General features: G+C 67.7%; 21 protein-coding genes. 10 read left to right on the forward strand and 11 right to left on the reverse strand.

What is annotated here, in order from left to right; all coding sequences use genetic code 11:
• Positions 1-76: 76 nt before the first annotated feature.
• Together AC1RWI_RS25145 and AC1RWI_RS25150 are read right to left on the reverse strand one after the other, a co-directional pair.
• Positions 77-721: a response regulator gene (locus AC1RWI_RS25145; protein ID WP_492869452.1), complete on the reverse strand. Its 645-nt coding sequence runs from the start codon at positions 719-721 to the stop codon at positions 77-79.
• Positions 718-1,944, reverse strand: coding sequence for a PAS domain-containing sensor histidine kinase (locus tag AC1RWI_RS25150; RefSeq protein WP_492869454.1), 1,227 nt, complete (start codon positions 1,942-1,944; stop codon positions 718-720). Before AC1RWI_RS25150 ends, AC1RWI_RS25145 begins: the two co-directional genes overlap by 4 nt.
• Before the next feature lie 241 nt (positions 1,945-2,185).
• Between AC1RWI_RS25150 and AC1RWI_RS25155 the strand changes: the two genes are divergently transcribed.
• From AC1RWI_RS25155 to AC1RWI_RS25165, 3 genes are all read left to right on the forward strand, one after another.
• Positions 2,186-2,704: a response regulator gene (locus tag AC1RWI_RS25155; protein WP_492869456.1), complete on the forward strand. Its 519-nt coding sequence runs from the start codon at positions 2,186-2,188 to the stop codon at positions 2,702-2,704.
• 141 nt (positions 2,705-2,845) lie between these two features.
• A complete protein-coding gene (locus AC1RWI_RS25160) occupies positions 2,846-3,646 on the forward strand; it encodes a helix-turn-helix domain-containing protein (RefSeq protein WP_082054846.1) in 801 nt (266 codons plus the stop codon).
• Between the two features lie 268 nt (positions 3,647-3,914).
• On the forward strand, positions 3,915-4,196 hold the full coding sequence (locus AC1RWI_RS25165) for a DUF1488 family protein (RefSeq protein ID WP_043346078.1): 282 nt from the start codon (positions 3,915-3,917) through the stop codon (positions 4,194-4,196).
• On the opposite strand, the gene AC1RWI_RS25170 is transcribed toward AC1RWI_RS25165, so the two are convergent.
• On the reverse strand, positions 4,193-4,474 hold the full coding sequence (locus AC1RWI_RS25170) for a hypothetical protein (RefSeq protein ID WP_492869459.1): 282 nt from the start codon (positions 4,472-4,474) through the stop codon (positions 4,193-4,195). The two genes, AC1RWI_RS25165 and AC1RWI_RS25170, sit on opposite strands and share 4 nt — an antisense overlap.
• A 204-nt stretch (positions 4,475-4,678) precedes the next feature.
• Between AC1RWI_RS25170 and AC1RWI_RS25175 the strand changes: the two genes are divergently transcribed.
• On the forward strand, positions 4,679-6,250 hold the full coding sequence (locus tag AC1RWI_RS25175) for a bifunctional aminoglycoside phosphotransferase/ATP-binding protein (protein ID WP_492869461.1): 1,572 nt from the start codon (positions 4,679-4,681) through the stop codon (positions 6,248-6,250).
• A 36-nt stretch (positions 6,251-6,286) separates the two neighbouring features.
• On the opposite strand, the gene AC1RWI_RS25180 is transcribed toward AC1RWI_RS25175, so the two are convergent.
• Genes AC1RWI_RS25180 through AC1RWI_RS25190 form a run of 3 tightly spaced genes read right to left on the reverse strand, consistent with a single transcriptional unit; the run spans position 6,287 to position 7,933 of the window.
• Positions 6,287-6,817: a flavodoxin family protein gene (locus AC1RWI_RS25180; protein ID WP_492869463.1), complete on the reverse strand. Its 531-nt coding sequence runs from the start codon at positions 6,815-6,817 to the stop codon at positions 6,287-6,289.
• A 10-nt stretch (positions 6,818-6,827) separates the two neighbouring features.
• Positions 6,828-7,436 (reverse strand): lipid-binding SYLF domain-containing protein, encoded by a 609-nt coding sequence (locus AC1RWI_RS25185; RefSeq protein ID WP_492869465.1) that lies wholly within the window; start codon positions 7,434-7,436, stop codon positions 6,828-6,830.
• Positions 7,433-7,933: a universal stress protein gene (locus AC1RWI_RS25190; RefSeq protein ID WP_043346069.1), complete on the reverse strand. Its 501-nt coding sequence runs from the start codon at positions 7,931-7,933 to the stop codon at positions 7,433-7,435. Before AC1RWI_RS25190 ends, AC1RWI_RS25185 begins: the two co-directional genes overlap by 4 nt.
• A 276-nt stretch (positions 7,934-8,209) precedes the next feature.
• Here AC1RWI_RS25190 and AC1RWI_RS25195 point away from each other — a divergent pair, with 276 nt between their 5' ends.
• The 4 genes from AC1RWI_RS25195 to AC1RWI_RS25210 all read left to right on the forward strand — a co-directional run bounded on the left by AC1RWI_RS25195 (position 8,210) and on the right by AC1RWI_RS25210 (position 12,263).
• Complete coding sequence (locus AC1RWI_RS25195; RefSeq protein ID WP_492869501.1) at positions 8,210-8,665, forward strand: universal stress protein; 456 nt, start codon at positions 8,210-8,212, stop codon at positions 8,663-8,665.
• Positions 8,666-8,771: 106 nt separating this feature from the next.
• Positions 8,772-10,355, forward strand: a complete 1,584-nt coding sequence (locus tag AC1RWI_RS25200; RefSeq protein WP_492869468.1) for a L,D-transpeptidase family protein — start codon at positions 8,772-8,774, stop codon at positions 10,353-10,355.
• A gap of 34 nt (positions 10,356-10,389) precedes the next feature.
• Positions 10,390-10,959, forward strand: coding sequence for a peptidoglycan L,D-endopeptidase MepK (gene mepK, locus AC1RWI_RS25205; RefSeq protein ID WP_492869470.1), 570 nt, complete (start codon positions 10,390-10,392; stop codon positions 10,957-10,959).
• 221 nt (positions 10,960-11,180) lie between these two features.
• The gene (locus AC1RWI_RS25210; RefSeq protein ID WP_492869472.1) at positions 11,181-12,263 is read left to right on the forward strand and encodes an AraC family transcriptional regulator; all 1,083 of its coding nucleotides are present in this window, start codon (positions 11,181-11,183) and stop codon (positions 12,261-12,263) included.
• Between the two features lie 73 nt (positions 12,264-12,336).
• Here AC1RWI_RS25210 and AC1RWI_RS25215 read toward each other — a convergent pair whose 3' ends face one another.
• From AC1RWI_RS25215 to AC1RWI_RS25235, 5 genes are all read right to left on the reverse strand, one after another.
• Positions 12,337-13,068 carry a DUF4410 domain-containing protein gene (locus AC1RWI_RS25215; protein ID WP_492869474.1) on the reverse strand — a complete coding sequence of 244 codons (732 nt, stop codon included), beginning with the start codon at positions 13,066-13,068 and terminating at the stop codon, positions 12,337-12,339.
• 262 nt (positions 13,069-13,330) lie between these two features.
• On the reverse strand, positions 13,331-14,722 hold the full coding sequence (locus AC1RWI_RS25220; protein WP_492869503.1) for an ATP-binding protein: 1,392 nt from the start codon (positions 14,720-14,722) through the stop codon (positions 13,331-13,333).
• Complete coding sequence (locus AC1RWI_RS25225) at positions 14,722-15,435, reverse strand: response regulator (protein ID WP_492869476.1); 714 nt, start codon at positions 15,433-15,435, stop codon at positions 14,722-14,724. Before AC1RWI_RS25225 ends, AC1RWI_RS25220 begins: the two co-directional genes overlap by 1 nt.
• A 56-nt stretch (positions 15,436-15,491) precedes the next feature.
• On the reverse strand, positions 15,492-15,785 hold the full coding sequence (locus tag AC1RWI_RS25230) for an EF-hand domain-containing protein (RefSeq protein WP_043346057.1): 294 nt from the start codon (positions 15,783-15,785) through the stop codon (positions 15,492-15,494).
• An 89-nt stretch (positions 15,786-15,874) separates the two neighbouring features.
• Positions 15,875-16,804: a hypothetical protein gene (locus tag AC1RWI_RS25235; RefSeq protein ID WP_492869478.1), complete on the reverse strand. Its 930-nt coding sequence runs from the start codon at positions 16,802-16,804 to the stop codon at positions 15,875-15,877.
• Between the two features lie 288 nt (positions 16,805-17,092).
• Here AC1RWI_RS25235 and AC1RWI_RS25240 point away from each other — a divergent pair, with 288 nt between their 5' ends.
• Positions 17,093-18,013: a sterol desaturase family protein gene (locus tag AC1RWI_RS25240; protein ID WP_492869480.1), complete on the forward strand. Its 921-nt coding sequence runs from the start codon at positions 17,093-17,095 to the stop codon at positions 18,011-18,013.
• Positions 18,014-18,185: 172 nt separating this feature from the next.
• Entirely contained in the window at positions 18,186-19,241 is a 1,056-nt protein-coding gene (locus AC1RWI_RS25245) for a LacI family DNA-binding transcriptional regulator (RefSeq protein WP_492869482.1), read from the forward strand.
• Positions 19,242-19,269: the final 28 nt, after the last annotated feature.

The raw sequence follows: 19,269 nt of genomic DNA on the forward strand, positions 1-19,269 counted from the left end.
AGGCCCAGTCCAATTCATGGTGGCACAGCACGCCGGCCGCACTTTGTCCCAGATCAAGCGCAGGCAAGCGCAGGGACTAGATCTCGCCTTCGCCGAACAGGCGATGCCGGATCGCGTAACGCACCAGCGCCGCCTCGCTGGGCAACTGCAGCTTTTCCATCAGCCGCATCTTGTAGGTGCTCACGGTCTTGGCACTGACGCACAAGCCAGCGGCGATCTCGGTCAGCGGCTCGCCCAGCACCAGGCGGCGGTAGACTTCCATCTCGCGGTCCGACAGGCGCAGGTGGGGATCCTCGCGGTGCTCGTCCTGCAGGCTGTTGGCCAGCTTCTCGCCCATCGCGGCGCTCACGTAGGTGCCGCCCGCGGCGACCTTGCCGATGGCGCTGACCAGCTCCGTGGCCGCGCTTTCCTTGGTCAGGTAGCCTGCCGCCCCGGCCCGGAAAGCGCGCACCACGTACTGCTCCTCGGCGTGCATGGTCAGCACCAGAATACGCAACTCGGGCTGCTCCACGCGCAATTGCCTGATCAGCTCCAGCCCGCTGCGACCTGGCATGGACAGATCCAGCAGGACGACCCGGGCCTTGCAGTCGCGCGCCATCTGCAGCACGGCCGCGCCATCCACCGCCTCACCCACCACCGCGAAGCCGCCCGCGCGGCTCAGGATGTGGCGCAGCCCGTCGCGCATTACGGCGTGGTCGTCGGCAATCATCACGGGGATCATGGGCTTGCCTCCTCGCTCGCGGTTGTGGCTGTGGCTGTGGCTGTGGCTGTGGCCGTGGCCGTGGCCGTGGCCAACGGAAAGCGCACGGTCAGGCAGAAGCCCTCGCCAGGCGCTTGCCTTGTCGCGACCGTGCCGCCAAGCAGCCGTGCGCGCTCCCGGATCCCCACCAGCCCCAGCGATACCCGCTCGCCACCGGCAGGCTGCGTGGCGGCGTCGCCGCGGCCATTGTCCCGTACGGTCAGCTCAAAATGGTCATCCTGGCGAACCAGCTCGATATCGACCCGGTCGGCCTGCGCATGCTGCACGACATTGCTGAGCGCCTCCTGCACGATACGGAATACCGCAGTGGCCGCATGCTCGCCGACGTCTTCCTCCTCGGCGGCATGGATGATGACATTGACGCCGTAGCGGGCGGAGAACTCCTTTGCCAGCCATTCGATCGCCGGGATCAGGCCAAGCTCGTCCAGCAAGGCCGGGCGCAGGTCGGCGGCGATGCGCCGCACCGAAGCCACGGTTTCGTCGATGACCAGATGCATGGCGGCGGCTTGGTCCAGCAAGGCAGGCGCCGTGCCGGCGTCCTTGAGGTCGCTGGCGAGGATGGCCAGGTCCATTTTCAGCGCGCTCAGGCGCTGGCCCAGGTCGTCGTGCAACTCGCGGGCGATGCGGCGGCGCTCCTCTTCCCGCGACGCCTGGACCCGGTCGGAGAGTTGCTGGAGCTCCTCGCGCGACTGACGCAAGGCCGTCTCCGCCCTCACCCGCTCCGTGGTGTCCCGCAGGATGACGGTAAACAGTCTTCCGGCGCCGTCCTGCGTCTGGGAGATCGAGGCCTCGATGGGGAACTCCGTGCCATCCTGGCGCAGCGCGTGCAGTACCCGCTGCTGGCCCATCTGCCGGTCCGTGACCCCGGTGACGCCGAATCGGCGCACATGCGCCTCATGCGCCACACGAAAGCGCGCCGGAATCAGGTCCGCCAGGGGGCGCCCGGCCACCTGCGCGGCGGTGTACCCAAAAAGACGCTCCGCCGTGGGGTTGAACAACACGATGCGCTGCGTTTCGTCCACCGTGATGATCGCCTCCATCGACGAGCGGATGATCGCTGCCAGGCGGGCCTCGCTGTCCTGGGTATGCGGCAGGTTGCCTTCCCCCGCGCGCCGCGGCCGCCGCAGGCGCACCAGCAGCAGGGAGAGCATCACGGCCACCGCCAGGCCCCAGGCGCCGAGCATCGGCGCGCGAGGCAAATTTGGTGAAGTAGGCTCGTTGGTCGCCATGGCTGGTCGCGAAGTGCTCCCGGAGGGTCGGCAAGTCCTACGTGGATCCCGCGAGGATCGCCGGAGGCTCTCCTGTAAAGGTAGGCGATTTGAGCGAAATGCACACGCCCTCTGTGATGCACGCGCAATATGGCGAGGTGAGCGCAGTGGGCACGGTTCGTGCTGTCGGCCGAGTCAGCGATGGTCCTTGTCAGGGTTGCCTGACAAGGACCTGCTTTTTTCCGACATCACTATCAGCCTGCGCTTCTTTCCGCCTGCCGCGGCGCAAGCCATACTCGATTGCATGGCTCCCATGACTCTTCCTGAACGTCTGACCGTCCTGCTGCTCGAGGACTCCGCCCTGATCGGCGCGCGGCAGGCCAGGATGCTGAGATCGATCAAGGACGTGGAACTGCTCGCCCTGGCCCGCGAGCCACGTGCCGCGCTGCTGGCCGCGCAGATCCTGCTGCCCGACATTGTCATCCTCAGCCTGAGCCGGTATGGCGGCTCGGGACTGTGCGCACTGCGGGGCCTGCGAAGAATGCGCCGCCAGGCGACCGTGGTCGTCCTGAGCAACTGCCCGGCGCCGCCAATGCGCAGTGCTTGCCTGCGGGCCGGGGCGTCGTATTTCTTCGACAAGACCATGGAATTCGACGCCTTGCGCAGCACCATGCTGCGCCTTGCGGCGGAAAAGATAACCGCCCGGGCGGCGGCGCCGGAACACACCGCGGCGTAGTGCGCGCAGCCCCGGCCCTTTGCCCGGCACCGGCGGCAAGCACGCCCGGCAGCGGTGGCCGGTCCGAGCGGCCAGGGGCAAGAGATAAGAGACCAGAAACCAAAAACCAAAAACCAAAAACCAGAGACAAAGGAATCAGCCATGTCAGCGTACCTGCAACAGCAAGCGAAAGCGCCTGCGGCGATGCCCCAGGCCTATCACGGCCCCCAATTGCTGGATTTCCTGCCCCTGGAACCCACCCCGCCGGCCACGGTGTCCCACAAGACAAATTGCTCGAGCTGCGCCATGCGCGCCATCTGCATGGGTGGCAACCTGAACGACGCGGATCGCTCCAGGCTCGATACCGTGATCCACAACTGGCGCATGGTCCGGCGCGGCGAAGCGCTCTACCGGGCCGGCGACGCCTTTCAGAGCATCTACGCGCTGCGTTCCGGTTCGTTCAAGACGGTGTTGGCGCACCAGAACGGCTGCGAGCAGGTCAGCGGCTTCTTCCTCACCGGCGAGACGCTCGGGCTCGATGGCATCTGCACGGAGCACCACGCCTGCGACGCCATCGCCCTGGAAGACAGCGCGGTGTGCGTCATTCCCTTCCATCTGCTCGAAGCGCTCTGCCGCGAAATGCGCTCGCTGCAGCAGCACGTGCATCGCATGCTGAGCAGCGAGATCGTGCGCGAATCGGGCGTGATGCTGCTGCTCGCCAGCTTGTGCGCGGAGCAGCGCGTGGCGGCATTCCTGCTCAATATCTCGGCGCGCCAGCATGCGCGCGGCTACTCCCGGCGCGACCTCGCGCTGCGCATGACACGCGAGGAAATCGGCAGCTACCTGGGCATGAAGCTCGAGACCGTCAGCCGCACCCTGTCGCGCTTCCAGCGCGACGGCCTCATCGAGGTCAAGGGCAAACGCGTGACCCTGCTGGATCTTGAGGCGCTGGACCGCATCTAGCCGCGCGCCGTCGCGCAAGCCGCTCCTGCCAGCCTTGTGCAAGCCGTGAGAGCGCGGCCCACCATCTTGCGCGCCTGGTTGACGTTGGCTTGACGTTGATCAGCAAACGCGCACGGTTCGGCTTGCGGCTGCAACCGTAGTGCCTAGACTGGCAGAAAGCACGCTGCTGCGTGCCCGCGGCGCTCGCCCTCCCGTGCTCCGCCTTGCACTGCATTGCGCCTTCCTTTTTGCGCCTTCCTCGTTTCCCTTCCCGGGGGAGGCAGATGCCATGACCATCGAGATTGTCTTTGCAAAAGCCATCCCCTCGTATTGCCCGGCTGACCTGTGCCTCGAATGCGCTGCCAGCGTCGATGGCGTCCCGGCCAGCTACGCGATCACGGCGGAGGCACTGGAAGACCACTTCGGTGCGCGTTCGCACCAGCCGGACGACCTCATCCAAGCCTTCGAAGGGCACCGCGAGGATATCGAATGCGTGGCACGGCAGTTGTTTGAAATCACCGCGGCTCACCACATTGTGCTGCACAGCGGTCATTTCCGATTCGCGCTCTAGGCCTGCCTGTGCGCCTGCCGGCGCGGCCCCTCGATGGCAACGGCACCGATTGCCAGCAACGGATCGAACGAATCGAACGAATCGGACTGATCGGACAGGCACATGGCATTCCGGGCATGCATCGCGGCGGCGGGTGCGACCGTGTCGGCCTTGGGCCTGGGCGGCCGCCACCACCCCGGTCCCGGCGCGCAGCCGGCGCAAAGCATGGCGGCCAGGCAAGCCGCAAGGCCGCGCCACAGTATGCAGCCGCCCGCGGCACCTTGGTGGGGAACTCTCATCTTCATCGCCGCCTCCAGTTGCCGGCGCTTGCGGGCACCGGCTTGTCACGCCCGCGGCCTGCCGCGTCGAACCCTCGTTCCGCTTCAATATAGGCGCGTGGTTGCCGCTCGGCTTGATCCGCATCAAGCTAACTTCCAGGCACGCGCATAGCATGAGTGCATGACCTGCCCGATCGGGGCGGCAGGCACCTGGGAGAGCGCGGCATGGAACCGGCGGCACTCACGCAAGCGTTGATGCGACCCGCGGCGTACCCGCATCCGGTGGGCAAGGTCAGCCTCATCGAGACGCACATCTCGCAAGTCTTCCTTGCCGGGCCCTTTGCCTACAAGGTGCGCAAGCCCGTGCGCCTGGACTTCGTCGACTTCGCCACGCTGGCCGCCCGCAAGGCGGATTGCCAGGCCGAACTCGAACTGAATCGCAGGATGGCGGCGGCGCTCTACCTCGGCGTGGTGCCGATCGTGGCGGGCGCCGGCCCCGGGGAGGTCCGGATAGGCGGTACTGGCCAAGCGCTGGAGTACGCGGTAAAGATGCGCCGCTTCCGCCAGCAAGACCTGTTCTGCGCGATGGCGCAGACAAACCGGCTAACCAGCACCCATGTCGAGACGCTGGCCCGCAGGCTTGCCGCGATCCACCTGGCTGCGCCGGTCGCCGACGGCGGCACGGGGCACGGCACGCCGGCACGGATCGCGGCGGTGGCGCAACAAGCCATGGCGGGCGTTGCCGCCCTCGCCTCGGACACCGGCGCGGCGGCACGCTTGGCGGCGCTGTTGCGCGAGCGGGCCGTAGCGCTGCAACCGGCATTTGCCAAACGGCTGGCAAGCGGCCATGTCAGGGAGTGCCACGGCGACCTGCACCTTGGCAACATCGCCTTGATCGACGGCGAGCCCACGCCATTCGATTGCCTGGAGTTTGATGCCGGGCTACGCTGGATCGACACCATCAGCGATACCGCCTTTGTCTTCATGGACCTGCTCCATGCCAGCCGGCAAGACCTCGCCTACCGGCTGATCAATACCTATCTGGAGTGCAGCGGCGACTATGCCGGCCTGGCGATATTGCCGTTCTACACGGCGCTGCGCGCCGTGGTGCGCGCCCGCGTGCTGCTCGAACGCGCGCACCAGCGCGGCGCCGCGGGAACCGGTACCGCCGCGGAAATGGCGGCGGCTCAGATGCGCTGCAACGATCTGCTTGCGCTGGCCAGCGCCGCGCTGACGCGCAATCCGGGCGCGATCACCATCATGCATGGCCTCTCGGGCAGCGGCAAAAGCACCGTTGCCCACCACTTGGCGCTGGCCGCGGCCATGGTGCGCGTGCGCGCCGATGTGGAGCGCAAACGCCTTGCGCCTGCACATGGCGATCAACAGGGCAATCAACCGGGCGATCAACTTGCCGATGCACCTGGCAAGCCGGCTGCGCACGGCGACCGGTACACGGCGCAACGCACCGCCCGCGTCTACCGCAGGCTGCTGGCAATCTGCCGGCTGGGCAGCGGCGCCGGATTCCCCATGATTGCCGATGCGACCTTCCTCGCGCGGGCCGAGCGGCTGCGCTTCGCGTCGCTGGCCGCGCGCCGGGGAGCGGACTTTTCCATCGTCGACTGCCATGCGAGCCTGGCCACCCTGCGCGAACGGATCGTCACGCGCGCGCGCCGGGGCGGCGATCCTTCCGAGGCGGATCTCCAGGTGCTGGAGTGGCAGCGGCGCGCGCAGGAGCCATTGGGCAGCGATGAATGGCGCCATGTGGTGCGCATCGGCGAGACCGTTCTGTCCGGCTGATGGCGCTTCGTGGAAATTTCGTGGAAATTTGCCCGCTCAGGCTTCCTTGGGCGATAGCCATGCCGGGCGCTGCGCGGCGCCGCTGCGCCCGTTCGCGGCTTCCACCTGCTCGGCAAAAGCGCGCAGGGCCTGCGTGGCCGCCCCGCTGGCCACGTCGGCCTGGAGCAGCGCCAGTACCGGCGACGGTGGCTGCGTGGCCAGGCGGGCGATCTCCTCTGCCGCCCTGAAAGCGCCTTGCCGGGCCATCACGCAGATCACCGACGTCTTGCAGGCCAGCGGCATGTGGTCGCGCAGGAAGCTGCGCATGGGCGCGGCCAGGTGGCCGACCCAGATGGGCGCGACGATGACAAGCCGCTGGCAATCGTCCAGCGCCGGGCCGGCGTAGCGGTAGCCTACATGCCGCTGCAACAAGATATCCAGCACGCAGCGCGCATCGCCCAGCAAGCCGGAGCGGCTGGCCTGGTCGCCGACTTCCGCCAGCGGCCAGCCGGATTGCGCCGCCAGTTCTTCTGCGGCCTGGCGCGCCGTGCCGGTGCGCGAGTAATAAACGATCAGGATCTTTTCCATCAATGGCTCCTCAGCTCTCGATCCGGGTTATGCGCGTGCCGACCAGCGACAGGCTGATCATGATGCCGCCGTTGGTCAGCACGAAGCCCACGATATCGCCCCGCACGGTGTTGCTATCCACGCTGGCACCGATGCCCAGGCTCAGGACGGACACCGACCCGTCCACGCCCACGGTCCAGCCCTGGCTGGCACGGAAGCGTTCCAGCGCCTGCCCGGTCAGGAACACCAGCACCACGGCCTTGGATGCCATGCCCGCCTGCGCCCCGAGCGAGGCGCCAACCAGCCGGTAGTAGGCCTTGTCCCCGCCTGCGCCACGCAGCATGCCGTCGCCCTGCTGCACGCCCGCCACCGCGCCGCCGGCGAGCACGTCGGGAAAGACCAGTACACCGCTGGCCTTGTCCACCAAGGCCCGCGCGCCGGGGTTGCGCGCAGTCAGGCGCGCCAGCACGGCTTCGCAGCGTGCATCGAGCTCCTCGGCATCCAGCACGCGCTTGTCGGCGGCTGAACCCGCCCAAGCGGCCGCCGGCAGGCCTGCGGCGCAACACAGCACGGCAGCCCCGGCGAGCGCCCGGCATGCCAGGCGCCGCCGCCTGGCGGCAGCCGGCAACGTGGAGGTCATGGCGCTACCGGCGCGCCTGATGCCGGCTTTGCGCCGGCCCTCGCCTCAGTCTGTGGTGCGTGCACCAGCAGTACCGGCTGGCGGCATTGCCGGACCAGCGCTTCGGCTACGCTGCCCATCAGCAGGCGCCGCACGCCACGCCGGCCGTGCGTGCCCAGCACCAGCAGCTCCGCCCCGGTCTGCTGCGCCACCTGCTCGATGGCGTTGGCCACGTCGCCCAGCGCCAGGGCTTCATCCACCATCAGCGTCTTGCATGTCACCTGCGCAGCCGCCGCCTTGGCCTTGGCTTCGTCCAGCAAGATCTGCCCGCCTTCGAGCAGGCCGGCACGCAGGTCTGTCAGGTCGACGTAGCCGACCTCGTACCTGAGGTAGCTGTTATCGATCACATGCACCACGGTGAGTTCCGAGCGCATCGCGGCGGCCAGGCGCAGCGCCTCCTCCAGCGCTCGATCGGCGGACTCGCTGCCATCCACGGCAACCAGGATCTTGCTGTACATCTTGTACCTCCCGCTAAAAAAAGACAGGCGCCGCAGCTTGCAGCCGACGCTTCCAGTTTGTACGCCCGGGCAAGCGTGGTGTTGATGTAGATCATGGCATTCGCTGCTTTCCCGGGTACCGCGCCGTTTGCGCGCTTTGCGCGCATCGCCCAGGTGGCTTGACGTGCATCAATACGTCCCGTGCCCAGCGCTCTAAGCTGCTGATGGAAGCCGCTGGCATGCGCGCTTTCCTATCGACATTGCAACATGGCGACATCCAGCCAGGAGGCACGGACCATGTACCAGAGAATATTGCTCGCGGTGGACGGCAGCCGCTCTTCGGACCTAGCCCTGAGCCAGGCCATCACGGTGGCCAAGGCGACCGGCAGCGAGGTAAAGGTGCTCTTCGTGGCGGACGACAACGATATCTTCTTCACGGCGGGCAGCTACGACCCCCGCAAACTGATGGACGGCATCCTGGCCGCGGGACGCGATGCGCTGGCAGCGGCCGCCACGCGCCTGGCGGATGCCGGCATCCCGCATTCGACGCTGATCCTCGAGAAGCCCGTTTCCCCCGGGCAGATCTCCACCACGATCGTGGAGCAAGCCGACCACTGGAATGCGGACCTGATCGTGATCGGCACGCACGGCCGCCGCGGCTTCCGGCGCCTGGTCATGGGCAGTGTGTCCGAAGGCGTGGTGCACAAGAGCAACAAGCCGGTGCTGATGGTGCGCAGCGAGATCGAGGAATGAGGGCGCCCCGCGAGCAACGGCTGCGACAGGTGCGACAGGCTGAACGACGGGCTCCATGCCGACGGGCGGGCTGATGCGAGGCGCTTGCCGGATCCGACGCAACGGCGTGGCCGCGCCCCGGGTCCTCGCCGGCCTGCTGGCTGCGTGGGCCTTGAGTTGCCATGGCATCGCGCTGGCCGCGCCCTCCGCGCCCTCTGCGCTCTGGTTTTCGCAGGGTCATCCCAATGCCCTGGCCTGGCAGGCCGCCGGCATCCTGGACGGCGCCACGGCCGACGGGCTGGAACCCCGCGACTATGATGCCGACGGCCTGCGCCGCGCGCTGGGCCAGGCTGCGGATGGGCCGCCGCTGGCACCCGAAGCCGCCGCCTCGCTTGACGAGAGGCTGACAGCGGCGATGCAGCGCTATCTCGCCGACCTGCACGGCGGCCGGGTCGATCCCGGCACGATCCACGAGAAATTTGCCCCGGCGCCGGACCGGCAGTTCGATTCGTCGCGCCTGCTGCGCGCAGCCATCGCCGGACAGGACCTGCCCGAGGCGGTCCGGCAGGCGGCGCCGTCGTTCCCGCTCTACGCAAGCCTGCGCGCGGCGCTTTCACGTTACCGCGCGCTGGCCGGCCACCCGGCCTGGCAGGCACCGCTGCCGCCGCTGCCCGGCAGGAAGCTGGTGCCCGGGCAGGCCTACGCCGGGCTGCCGGTGCTGGCACAGCGCCTGATCGCGCTCGGCGACTTGCCCGCCGCCACGCCCGTCCCGCAACACTATCAGGGCGAACTGGTGGAGGGCATCAAGGCGTTCCAGGTCCGCCACGGGCTGGCACCGGATGGCGCCATCGGCGCGGGCACGTTCGCGCAACTGAATGCGCCGCTCGCCGGCCGCGTACGGCAGATCGAACTGACGCTGGAGCGCCTGCGCTGGACGCCCCTGCTGGAGGGCCCGCGCATGATCGTGGTCAACGTGCCGGAGTTCGTGTTGCGCGCCTACGAAATCCACGACGGGGCCATCCAGGTCAAGGTGGAAATGAAGGTGATCGTGGGCAAGGCGCTCGATACGCGCACGCCGCTGTTCAAGGAGGACATGCGCTTCATCGAATTCAGTCCTTACTGGAACGTGCCGCCGTCCATCGCGCGCGCGGAAACCGTGCCCCGGCTGCGCCGCGATCCCGGCTATTTCGAGCGGCAAGGCTTCGAGTTCGTCAGTGGCGACGCCAAGGTGATCACCACCTTGTCGGCCGCCAGCCTGGATGCCGTCCAGCGCGGCCAGCTGCGCATACGGCAACGCCCAGGGCCGATGAATGCGCTTGGCGACATCAAGTTCGTCTTCCCCAACAACGAGAACATCTACCTGCATCACACACCCACCCCGCAACTGTTCGCGCGGGACCGGCGCGACCTGAGCCATGGCTGCATCCGTGTCGAGGCACCGGTGGCGCTGGCTGGCTTCGTGCTGCAGGACACGCCCGGCTGGACCGAGGCGCGCATCCGCGAGGCCATGGAGAAGGGAGAATCCAGCACGCTGCGGCTGCGCCAGCCCCTGCCAGTGGTGCTTGCGTACGGCACGGCCATCGTCAAGGCCGACGCTCGCGTCTACTTCTTCCCGGATATCTATGGGCTGGACAGCGTGCTTGACGAGGCGCTACGGCAACGGTCCGCCCGCCTGCGGGCTTCCGCCTTGGCCAGCACGCAGGCAAGATAGAGCCATTGCATTGCGCCAAAGGGGAGTGCTTTCGATGACCAAACCGCCCAGCGATCCTCGCCGCCTGTTTCTGCGGCACACCGGCGGGCTTGTGCTGGCTGGCGCGCTGCTGCCGTTGCCGGCCCGGGCGGCACTGGCGGCCCTGGCGAGCTTGCCGGATGCCCGCAGCCTGTCTTTCGAGCACACCCACACCGGTGAGCGCATCGCCTTGGTCTACGCCGTCGGCGATCAGTTCGTGCCCGAGTCGCTGGCCGCGCTCAATCACTTCCTGCGCGATCACTACTCGGGCCAGGTCGGCGTGATCGATCCGCAACTGTTCGCGCTGCTTTACCGCCTGAGGCAAACGCTGTGCTGCGCGGCCCCCTTCCAGGTCATCTCCGGCTATCGCAGCCCCGCCACCAATGCGCGGCTGCGCCAGACGCGCGGTGGCGGCGTGGCCAGCCATAGCCTGCATATGGACGGCAAGGCCATCGATATCCGCCTGCCCGGCGTTGCGCTGTCCGACCTGCGCGACGCCGCGCTCTCGCTGCGCGCCGGCGGGGTGGGCTTCTATCCGCAGGAGCAGTTCGTGCATGCGGATACGGGCCGGGTGCGGGATTGGTAGGCAAGGCGCCGTGAGAGGCCATCGGCAGGTTCCGGCCAGGCTCGCGCATCCGGGTTTTCCCCATCGGCGGCCCCCCTAGCCTGGGCGACCCGGACAAGTTATGCTTTTGGCCGCATATTAGCCCGCACGGGGTGGGCTAGCGCTCAATCGACAATCCCCCTGCTCCGGGCGGGCATATCTGGACGGAAATCAGCCATGCGCACCCCTGCACGAACAACCTCTTGCCCGCGCGCATGCCGCTAAGCCGGTTGTTGTTGCCTCCAGAGCCGCCCACGCTCGCGCCCGGCATCGCGCACAGCAGTTTCAGCGTGCAAGGCGACGCCCGCCAGAGCTTGCTGGCCTGGCAGGAGCGGATGAGCCCGGTCTACGATATCCGGCCCGCCACGGCGCAAGGCGAGCAGACGTTCGAAGCCTCGCTGTCTCGCTACTCCATCGACGATCTGAGCTTCTTCGACATCCGTACCGGCCCCAATCTGGCCGAGCGCTCGTTGGGGCGCGTGTCGACAGAGAACATTCGCGACATTACCTTCAGCGTGTTCCTGGAAGGCGCGCCCGCCCAGTTCATGGGCGGCAAGCCAGGGCTGGACGCGCCGCAGCGGCCCGGCGTGCCAAGCATCCTCGCGCTGGACATGGACCAGCCGTGCACCATCCGGAGTTTTCATGGCCGCATGCTGCTGTTCTTCGTGCCGCGCGCCCTGGTGGAAATGGCCTTCCCCGATGCCGCGTCGCTGCATGGCCGCCTGGTTGAGGCCACCACACCGCTGATGCGGGTGCTGATCTCGCATCTGGTGGCACTGAACCGACAAATCGTGGGCCTGAGCAAAGAGGAAGCCGACCGGTCATTTCGCACCGCGATCGAACTGCTGGCAGCCGCGTTCAGCCGGCACGCGGGGCTTTCCGGCAGCGCCCGCGCGGCGGTGCGGGCCGCGGTGTACGGCCAGGTGCGGCGCTATGTCGAGGCCAATCTGCATGACCCCGGCCTGACCCCTGACAGCGTGCTGCAATCGCTGCAGCTGTCACGCGCCAGCGTGTACCGCCTGTTCCTGCATGAAGGCGGCCTGGCCGCTTATATCCGCAGTCGCAGGCTGCGGGCGGCGGCCGATGAACTGGTGCGCTTTCCCGACATGGCGGTGCAGGACATTGCCTCGGGGCTCGGTTTCAACAATGCGTCGAGCTTTACGCGTGCCTTCCGCCGCGCCTATGACATCGCGCCGCAGGAATTGCACAGCTATGCCCCGCTGCTACAGCGCGAACAAGCACGGCTGCAGCGCCATGCACCCTGGCGCGCGGCGGGATTCAGGTAGGAATCCGTTCAGGGCACTGCCCCTCTGGCCACCTCTGGCCACCGCTGGCCACCTCTGGCGACCTCTCGCCCGATCACTCCACTGGCGCCGCCGCCATCCACCCGTTTGCGGCATTCGCCGCCACGACCTGTTTCGCGATCGAATCACCCAGGCGCCTGGCATCCGCGGAGATACTGTCGCGCTTGACCTCGGACACGCCATGCAAGCCCGCGCCGGCCGCGGCCGACATCGCGAGATGGCCGGCGGCGGCACCGACGCCGGCGGTTTCCGCCACGCCCGGCATGTGGCCGCTGTTGGCCTCTGCCGCGAAGCGCTGCAGCGGCATGGGCGCACCGTGCGCCGGCTGGTACAGGATCTGGACCGACGCGCCGACCTCGCTCTTGCCTGCGCCAAGGCCGATCAGCAAGCGGCGCCGACGCTTGCCCTCGTCGATCGTCTGGATGCTTGCCTCGACGATCAGCGCATTGCCGTGCGCGGGCACGGCGCCGTCCGCGCGTACCGCGCGCAGTCCCTGGGACTGCAGCTGGCGCACGATTTCATCGGACAGCTGCTCACTCGCTTCGCGCGCCGCCTGGCTCTGCTCGCTGGCGGCGGTCCCGCCGGCGACCATCGTCTTGAGCTTCCGAGCCATGCCGCTGTCCAGTTTCACCTGATCCGGGCTGGCATCGAAGGCTTGCACATAGATGATGTCCGCCCGCACCTGTGCCTGAGGCATGACGCTGGCCTGATGCGTCACGCCGGTGACGCCGGTGACGCCCCAGGCGCAGCCCGCCATCAAGAGCGATCCTGCCGCCAATGCTGTCATTGCCAGACGCGTAGCGTTGTGCTTGATGCGTGGGTATGAAGTCCGCATGTTGTTCCTGTCATCGGCACCATCGTGCCGCCGATTGCCGAAGAATTGCCGAGAAGATGTCGCCGACAATCATTCGATCCACAGGATCAGAAACCATCGGAGATCATGCCTGCTTGCGTGCGGCTCATCTGCTATCGGTGTGAGCCGCGACCCGCAGACGCAAGTATGGGAGGAACCGGCTGCACGCGCCATGCGGGAAATATGTCGCGCGATGTCACCCTTGCGTCGAGCCCGGGCGCGGGGAATGGGCGGCTTCGCCTGACGCCGATGGCCGGTGCAGCGGCAACGCCACAACCGCTTCCAGCCCCCCGCCCTCGCGAGCGCGGAACTGCAAGGAACCGCCGTGCAGGCGCGCAATGCGCTCCACGATCGCCAGGCCCAGGCCGGTGCCGCCCGAATGGCCGCGTGCGTTGCTGCCGCGGCTAAAGGGCGCCTTGAGCTGCTCCAGCTCCTGTGCGCTGATGCCGCTGCCCCGGTCGCACACGGCGGCATAGGCCGTATCGCCCTCGGCCCAGGTGCGCACGCACAAGCCGGTTCGTCCGTAGACGACCGCGTTGTGCATCAGGTTCATCAGCAGCCGCATCAGGGCCACCGGCCGGAACGAAAGCGCCGGCACGCTGCCGAGCGAAAGCGCGAACTCGTGCCCAAGCCCGGCATAATCCGCGGCGAGCTGGCTCACGAGCGCATTGAGGTCGCCAGGCTGTGGCACCTCGCGTTCGCCACTGCCCGCGTAGTCCATGAACTGCTGGAGGATCGTGTCGATCTGATCGAGATAGCCCTCCGCCGATGCCACGAAGTGATCGGCGGCGCCGCGCGGCATCGCCATGGCCATCGCCAGACGCAGCTTGGTGAGCGGCGTGCGGATATCATGCGACACGCCGGCCAGCATCAGCGCGCGCGTCGCCTCCGCCTGCTGCAATGCCTGCGTCATCTGGTTGAACGCGCTGCTCACCTGGGCGATTTCCGTCGGCCCGCTGGTGGGCAGAGGCACGGGGGCTTCGCCGGCGCTGACGTGGCGTGCCGCGCGCGCCAGATCCTGCAGCGGACGATTGATGTGCAGCTGGATCAGGTAACCGGTGAGCGCCGCGAGCAACGCGAAGGCCGCCGACAGCGCCAGCGCGGTGGTGACGCCGCTCGCCTGCGCGTCTTCGGTCATCGGCAAGGCGATCCATTGGGGTGCGCCATCCATGTGTACGCGAATCCATAGTTGCTCCCCTTCCCCCTTCCTCCCGCCTTTCCCCGTCTGCCATCGCACCGCCATGTCCGGCGGCAGATAGCGCTGCAATGCCTCCATGAAGACATCGCGCTGGTAGGTGCGAAAGAAGTGGAGCGCACTGGCATGCGGCGCCTCTACGCCTTGCTCCGGCGGCTGCGCCCGCGCCCCGAGCCGTGCCGCCGCCGCGCGGCCCTGCTCGGGCGGCATGGCGGCAAGGACGCGGTCGAGCGTCTTCACGTAGTCGGAAAAGATGATCGCCGCACGCTCGATGTGCGGGCGCTGCACGAAATGCAGCAACACGGTGAGCGCGCTGACCTGGGTCAGCGCCACGAGCGCCACCAGCAGGGCGATGTTGCGCGCGAGCAGCGAGCGGGGCAACGCGAGCCGCATCACGGCCCGACGCCGGCGACCAGCATGTAGCCGACGCCCCATACGGTCTTGATGAAGCGCGGCTTGGACGGATCGTTTTCGACGATCTGGCGCAGCCGCAGGATCTGTACGTCGATGCTGCGGTCAAGGGCGTCATGGTCGCGGCCGCGGGCTCGCGCCAGCAGGTTCTCGCGGCTCACCGGGCGGTTTGGCGACGACCCTAGCGCGTGCAGCAGCAGCATCTGCGCGGAGTGCACTTCGACCGGCTCACCGCCGCGCTCCAGCGTCTGCTTGCCGACGTCGAATGCGAAATCGCCGAAGTGCAAGGTCTGCGAGGTCACGGTCGGATCTCCAGCCGCCATCTTCTGCCGGCGCAGCAGCGCGCGAATCCGTGCCACCAGTTCGTCCGGAAGGAATGGCTTGGCGAGATAGTCGTCGGCGCCGGTCTCAAGCCCGGCCACCCTGTCGAGCGGATCGCCCTTGGCGGTCAGCATCAGGATGGGCAGCGTCTGCCCTTCGGCGCGCAGCCGGCGGCAAATGGCCAGGCCATCTTCCGGTTCCATCATCAGGTCCAGCACGAGCAGGTCGTACGGCTCGCGCTGCAGGTAGCGGTCAAGCCGCTTGCCATCGGCGACCGCGCGTACCAGGAAGCCGTGCCCGGTCAGGAACCGTTGCAGCATGTTGCGCAGCTCGGCCTCATCATCGAGCACGATAATCCTGTTCACCTGCTCCATGGCGCGTCTCCGGCAAGGATCGCGAATCGCCCGAAATCACCGGCGATCAGTGGTGATCAGCGAGCCATTGCCTTCTGTCTCATGAACCCCTCGATCTGCGCCAACGTGACGTATCCGGCCTGCTGCGTGTCGATCTCATCGAAATGGCTGGCGACCATCGGCATGCCCGCCGCCGCTTGTTCCCGGGTCAGCTTGCCGTCGCGCGTCGTGTTGGCATTGGCGAAGCGCATCTGCAATTGCTGCATCGCACGTTCCACCCGCGCGCTGGCGCCCGCTGGTGGCGCGACGCTCTGCGCGGATGCGCCTGCAGAAACAATACACAAAATCAAAACCGCGATCATCTGCTTCATGGTGTTCTCCGTGGTGTAGCCGACATTCGATGCCGGCGGGGGTAGTCGATCCGCATCGATCCGGAACAATCAGATTGGGCTGATGGCCGTCAGGCCCAGTGCGCGGGCACCCAGACGCGGCCGACCCAGTGTCCGGGCACAATGACCGCCGCACGCGGTGCCCGTGCCACGTAGACGGCACGCGGCGCGACATACACAACCCGAGGCGGGGGCGGCGGCGCAACCACCACCACCTTGGGCGCCGGCGGGGCGACGTAGACCGCCTTCGGGGGCTGCGCGGGCGGCAGGTAGACAGGCGTGGGCTGCACATAGGCCACTGGCGCGGGCGTGACGACCACCGGTGCGGCGCCAACCGCCACGGTGGCGCCCACCGTGGTCACCGTGCCGCCGGTAGTGACTGTGCCTGCGGTCGTCACCGTGCCGCCATGCACCACCGTCGCGGCGCCCGTCGTCACGACACCCGGCGCCACGCGCGTCGCGGTGCCAGAGTGGGTGACGGTGCCGCCGTCCGCGCCGGTCACCGTCCCCGAACGGGCGCACGTCGCGCCGGCGCAAGTGGTCGATGCCGCGTGGCTGACCGTGTTGCCGTTCGAGCCGGTGATCGTGCCCGACGATGCATACTGGCCCGGCGCGTCACGCGTCACGCTGCCCGCCGTGGAGACAGTCTGGCCGTTTGGCCCGGTGAGGTTGCCCGTGTGCGAACAGGTGCCGCCGGCGCAACTGGTGTCGCCAGCATGCTGTACCGAGCGGCCATTGGGCCCGGTCGCCGTGCCCGAGTTGGAGAACTGCCCCGGCGCGGTACGGGTCACCGTGCCGGTATTCGTCGCGATCCCGCCGTAGGGACCGGCGACGCCACCGGCGTGCGAACAGCTTGCGCCCGAGCATGAACCGGCATGCGCGCCGTTGTAGACGCCGTGCGGCGTGTAGGCCGCGCCGTGGCCCGACCAGCCAGCGAAGGCCGGGGTGCTGGCGAGGAGGATCAGCGACGCGGCCGCTGTGACAACGTGATGGCGTTTCATGGGATGTCCTTCGTGTTCGGGTTCGGGTTCGGGTTCGGGTCAGGTCACGCACTGCGGCCTGGCAACGGGACGAACTATAGGACGAGGGTGCGAAACATTCGCCATGGAAAACATGTCGCGGTGTTACACCGGCCGGGCTGACGGATTGGCTGACGGATTGGCTGACATCGGGCGACATATTTCCCGCCTGGCTCTGCCCGCGGCCGCCCACTACAGTGGCCTCACCCGACGCGACGGCGGTCACTGCCGCGCACGACGCGTCCCACCCCAACCTGTTCCGCGCCCATCATGCACACCACTGGAAACATCGCACTCTATGTCGCGTTAGCCACGTCGTTCATCGTCGCCGTCTCGCTGATCGAGGCTTTCGTGCTGACCCGAAAGCTGCGCGACAGCGCCGCGCCGTTCGACTGGAATGAAACGTGGCTGTCGCTGGCCGACCTGGCCGGCGGCAAGCTGTTCGCGCTGCTGCCGCTCTCGCTGGCAACGCCGATCTTCGCCTTCGCCTGGGATCATCGCCTCTTTACCGTCACGATCAACAGCGCGCTGATGGCGCTGCTGCTGTTTGTCGGCCAGGAGTTCTGCTACTACTGGTATCACCGCGCGTCGCACCGCATCCGTTTCTTCTGGGCCACGCATGCGGTTCATCACTCGCCGAACCAGTTGACGCTGTCGTCCGCCTATCGCCTTGGCTGGACCAGCAAGCTGAGCGGCTCGGCGATGTTCTTCGCGCCGCTCGTCTGGCTTGGCGTGCGCCCTGAGGTCGTGCTCGCCACGCTGATGTTCAACCTGCTGTATCAGTTCTGGCTGCACAACACGTGGATGCCCAAGCTCGGCTGGCTCGAATACGTGCTCAACACGCCGTCGGCCCACCGCGTGCACCACGCGTCGAATGCCGCTTACCTGGATGCCAACTACGGCGGCGTGCTGATCGTGTTCGATCGCCTGTTCGGCACCTACGTCGAGGAACGCGCCGACGAACCGTGCCGTTACGGCTTGGTCACGCCGACGCATACGCGCAACCCGCTCGTCAACCAGTTCGAGCACTGGGTCAGCCTTGCGCGGGATATCGCGTCGGCGGGCAATGCATGGACCGCCATCCGTTACGTGATGCTGCCGCCCGGCTGGCGCGCGGACGGCACTGGCCAGACCACGGAGAACCTGCGCCGGCGCCACTGCGCCTCGCCACCGCCTGCCTCTACTCGCTGACCCCGTGCGCAAGCCAGCCAAACTGGAACGCGACGCAAACACGATCGGCGTGCCTGTCGCGACCCGGCGGATCTGCGCGATGTGGCGGCATTCGCGCTCGACCCGGGGTGCTGGCAAGACAGGTACGCACGATGCATAATCCTGAAACTGGTTTCACCGAGACCGACTTCCCATGCCACACGCTGTGACACAACCCAAGTCCGACCTGAAGCCCGCAGAGACACTCACCATCCAGGACGTTGCCAACTATGCGGGCGTCTCCAAAGCGACGGTGTCGCGCTTCCTGAACCGGGGCGGCGAGCAGTTGTCCGCCGACGTGGAGGCACGCGTGGCCGCGGCCGTGCGCGCGCTGGGCTATAGCCCGAGTCCCATGGCGCAGGCGCTCAAGCGTGGCAAGTCGCGCCTGATCGGGCTGGTGGTGGCGGACGTTTCCAATTCGTTCTCGGTGGCCGTACTGCGTGGTGTGGAGAAGGCCTGCCGCGACGCTGGCTATATGGTGATGCTGTTCAACCTGGGCAATGACGAGCAGCTGGAGCGCGAAGCCATTCGCTCGCTGTCAGCCTACCGGGTCGAGGGCTTCATCCTGCACACACTGGGCCACGACGCCGGCGCCCTTGCCGATGCCGCGCAACTGGGCAAGCCGGTCGTGCTGGTCGACCGCAAGGTCGGCGACGCCCAGGTCGACCTGGTGGCCCTGGATAACCTCTCCGCGGTTCACGAGGCTGCCGCCCACCTGCTCGAAGCCGGCTACCGGCGCCTGCTCTTCATCAGCGAGCCGATCAAGGCCATCAGCTCGCGCAACGAGCGGGCCCGGGCCTTCCAGAACTTCATCGCGGAGCATGCGGACTCGCTGGGCGGAAGCGTGTTCGAAGCCCGTACCGGTGACGACGCCGCTCTCGACGAAGCGCTGCGCGCCCTGCGCCGCGACGCCGGCGAGGCGCCGGTAGCCGTGCTGGCGGCCAATGCGGTGATCTCGCTGCGCGTGGCCGCCGCCGCCGCCAGGCTGGGGTGGCAGCTCGGTACCGACCTCGGCCTGGTCGGGTTCGATGATCCGGAATGGGCTGCCCTGGTCGGCCCTGGCCTGAGCACCATTTCCCAGCCCACCGACGACATCGGACGCGCCGCCACCAACTGCCTGATCGAGCGGCTGCAAGGCGCGCAGCTTGCGCCGCGCCAGGTCCTGTTGCCTGGCACCCTGGTCAAGCGCGGGTCGACGCGCCGCGGCTGACAGGAAGCCGAAAGTCGTTCTTGGCGAC

Source organism: Cupriavidus sp. MPR-AND1C, assembly GCF_058809705.1.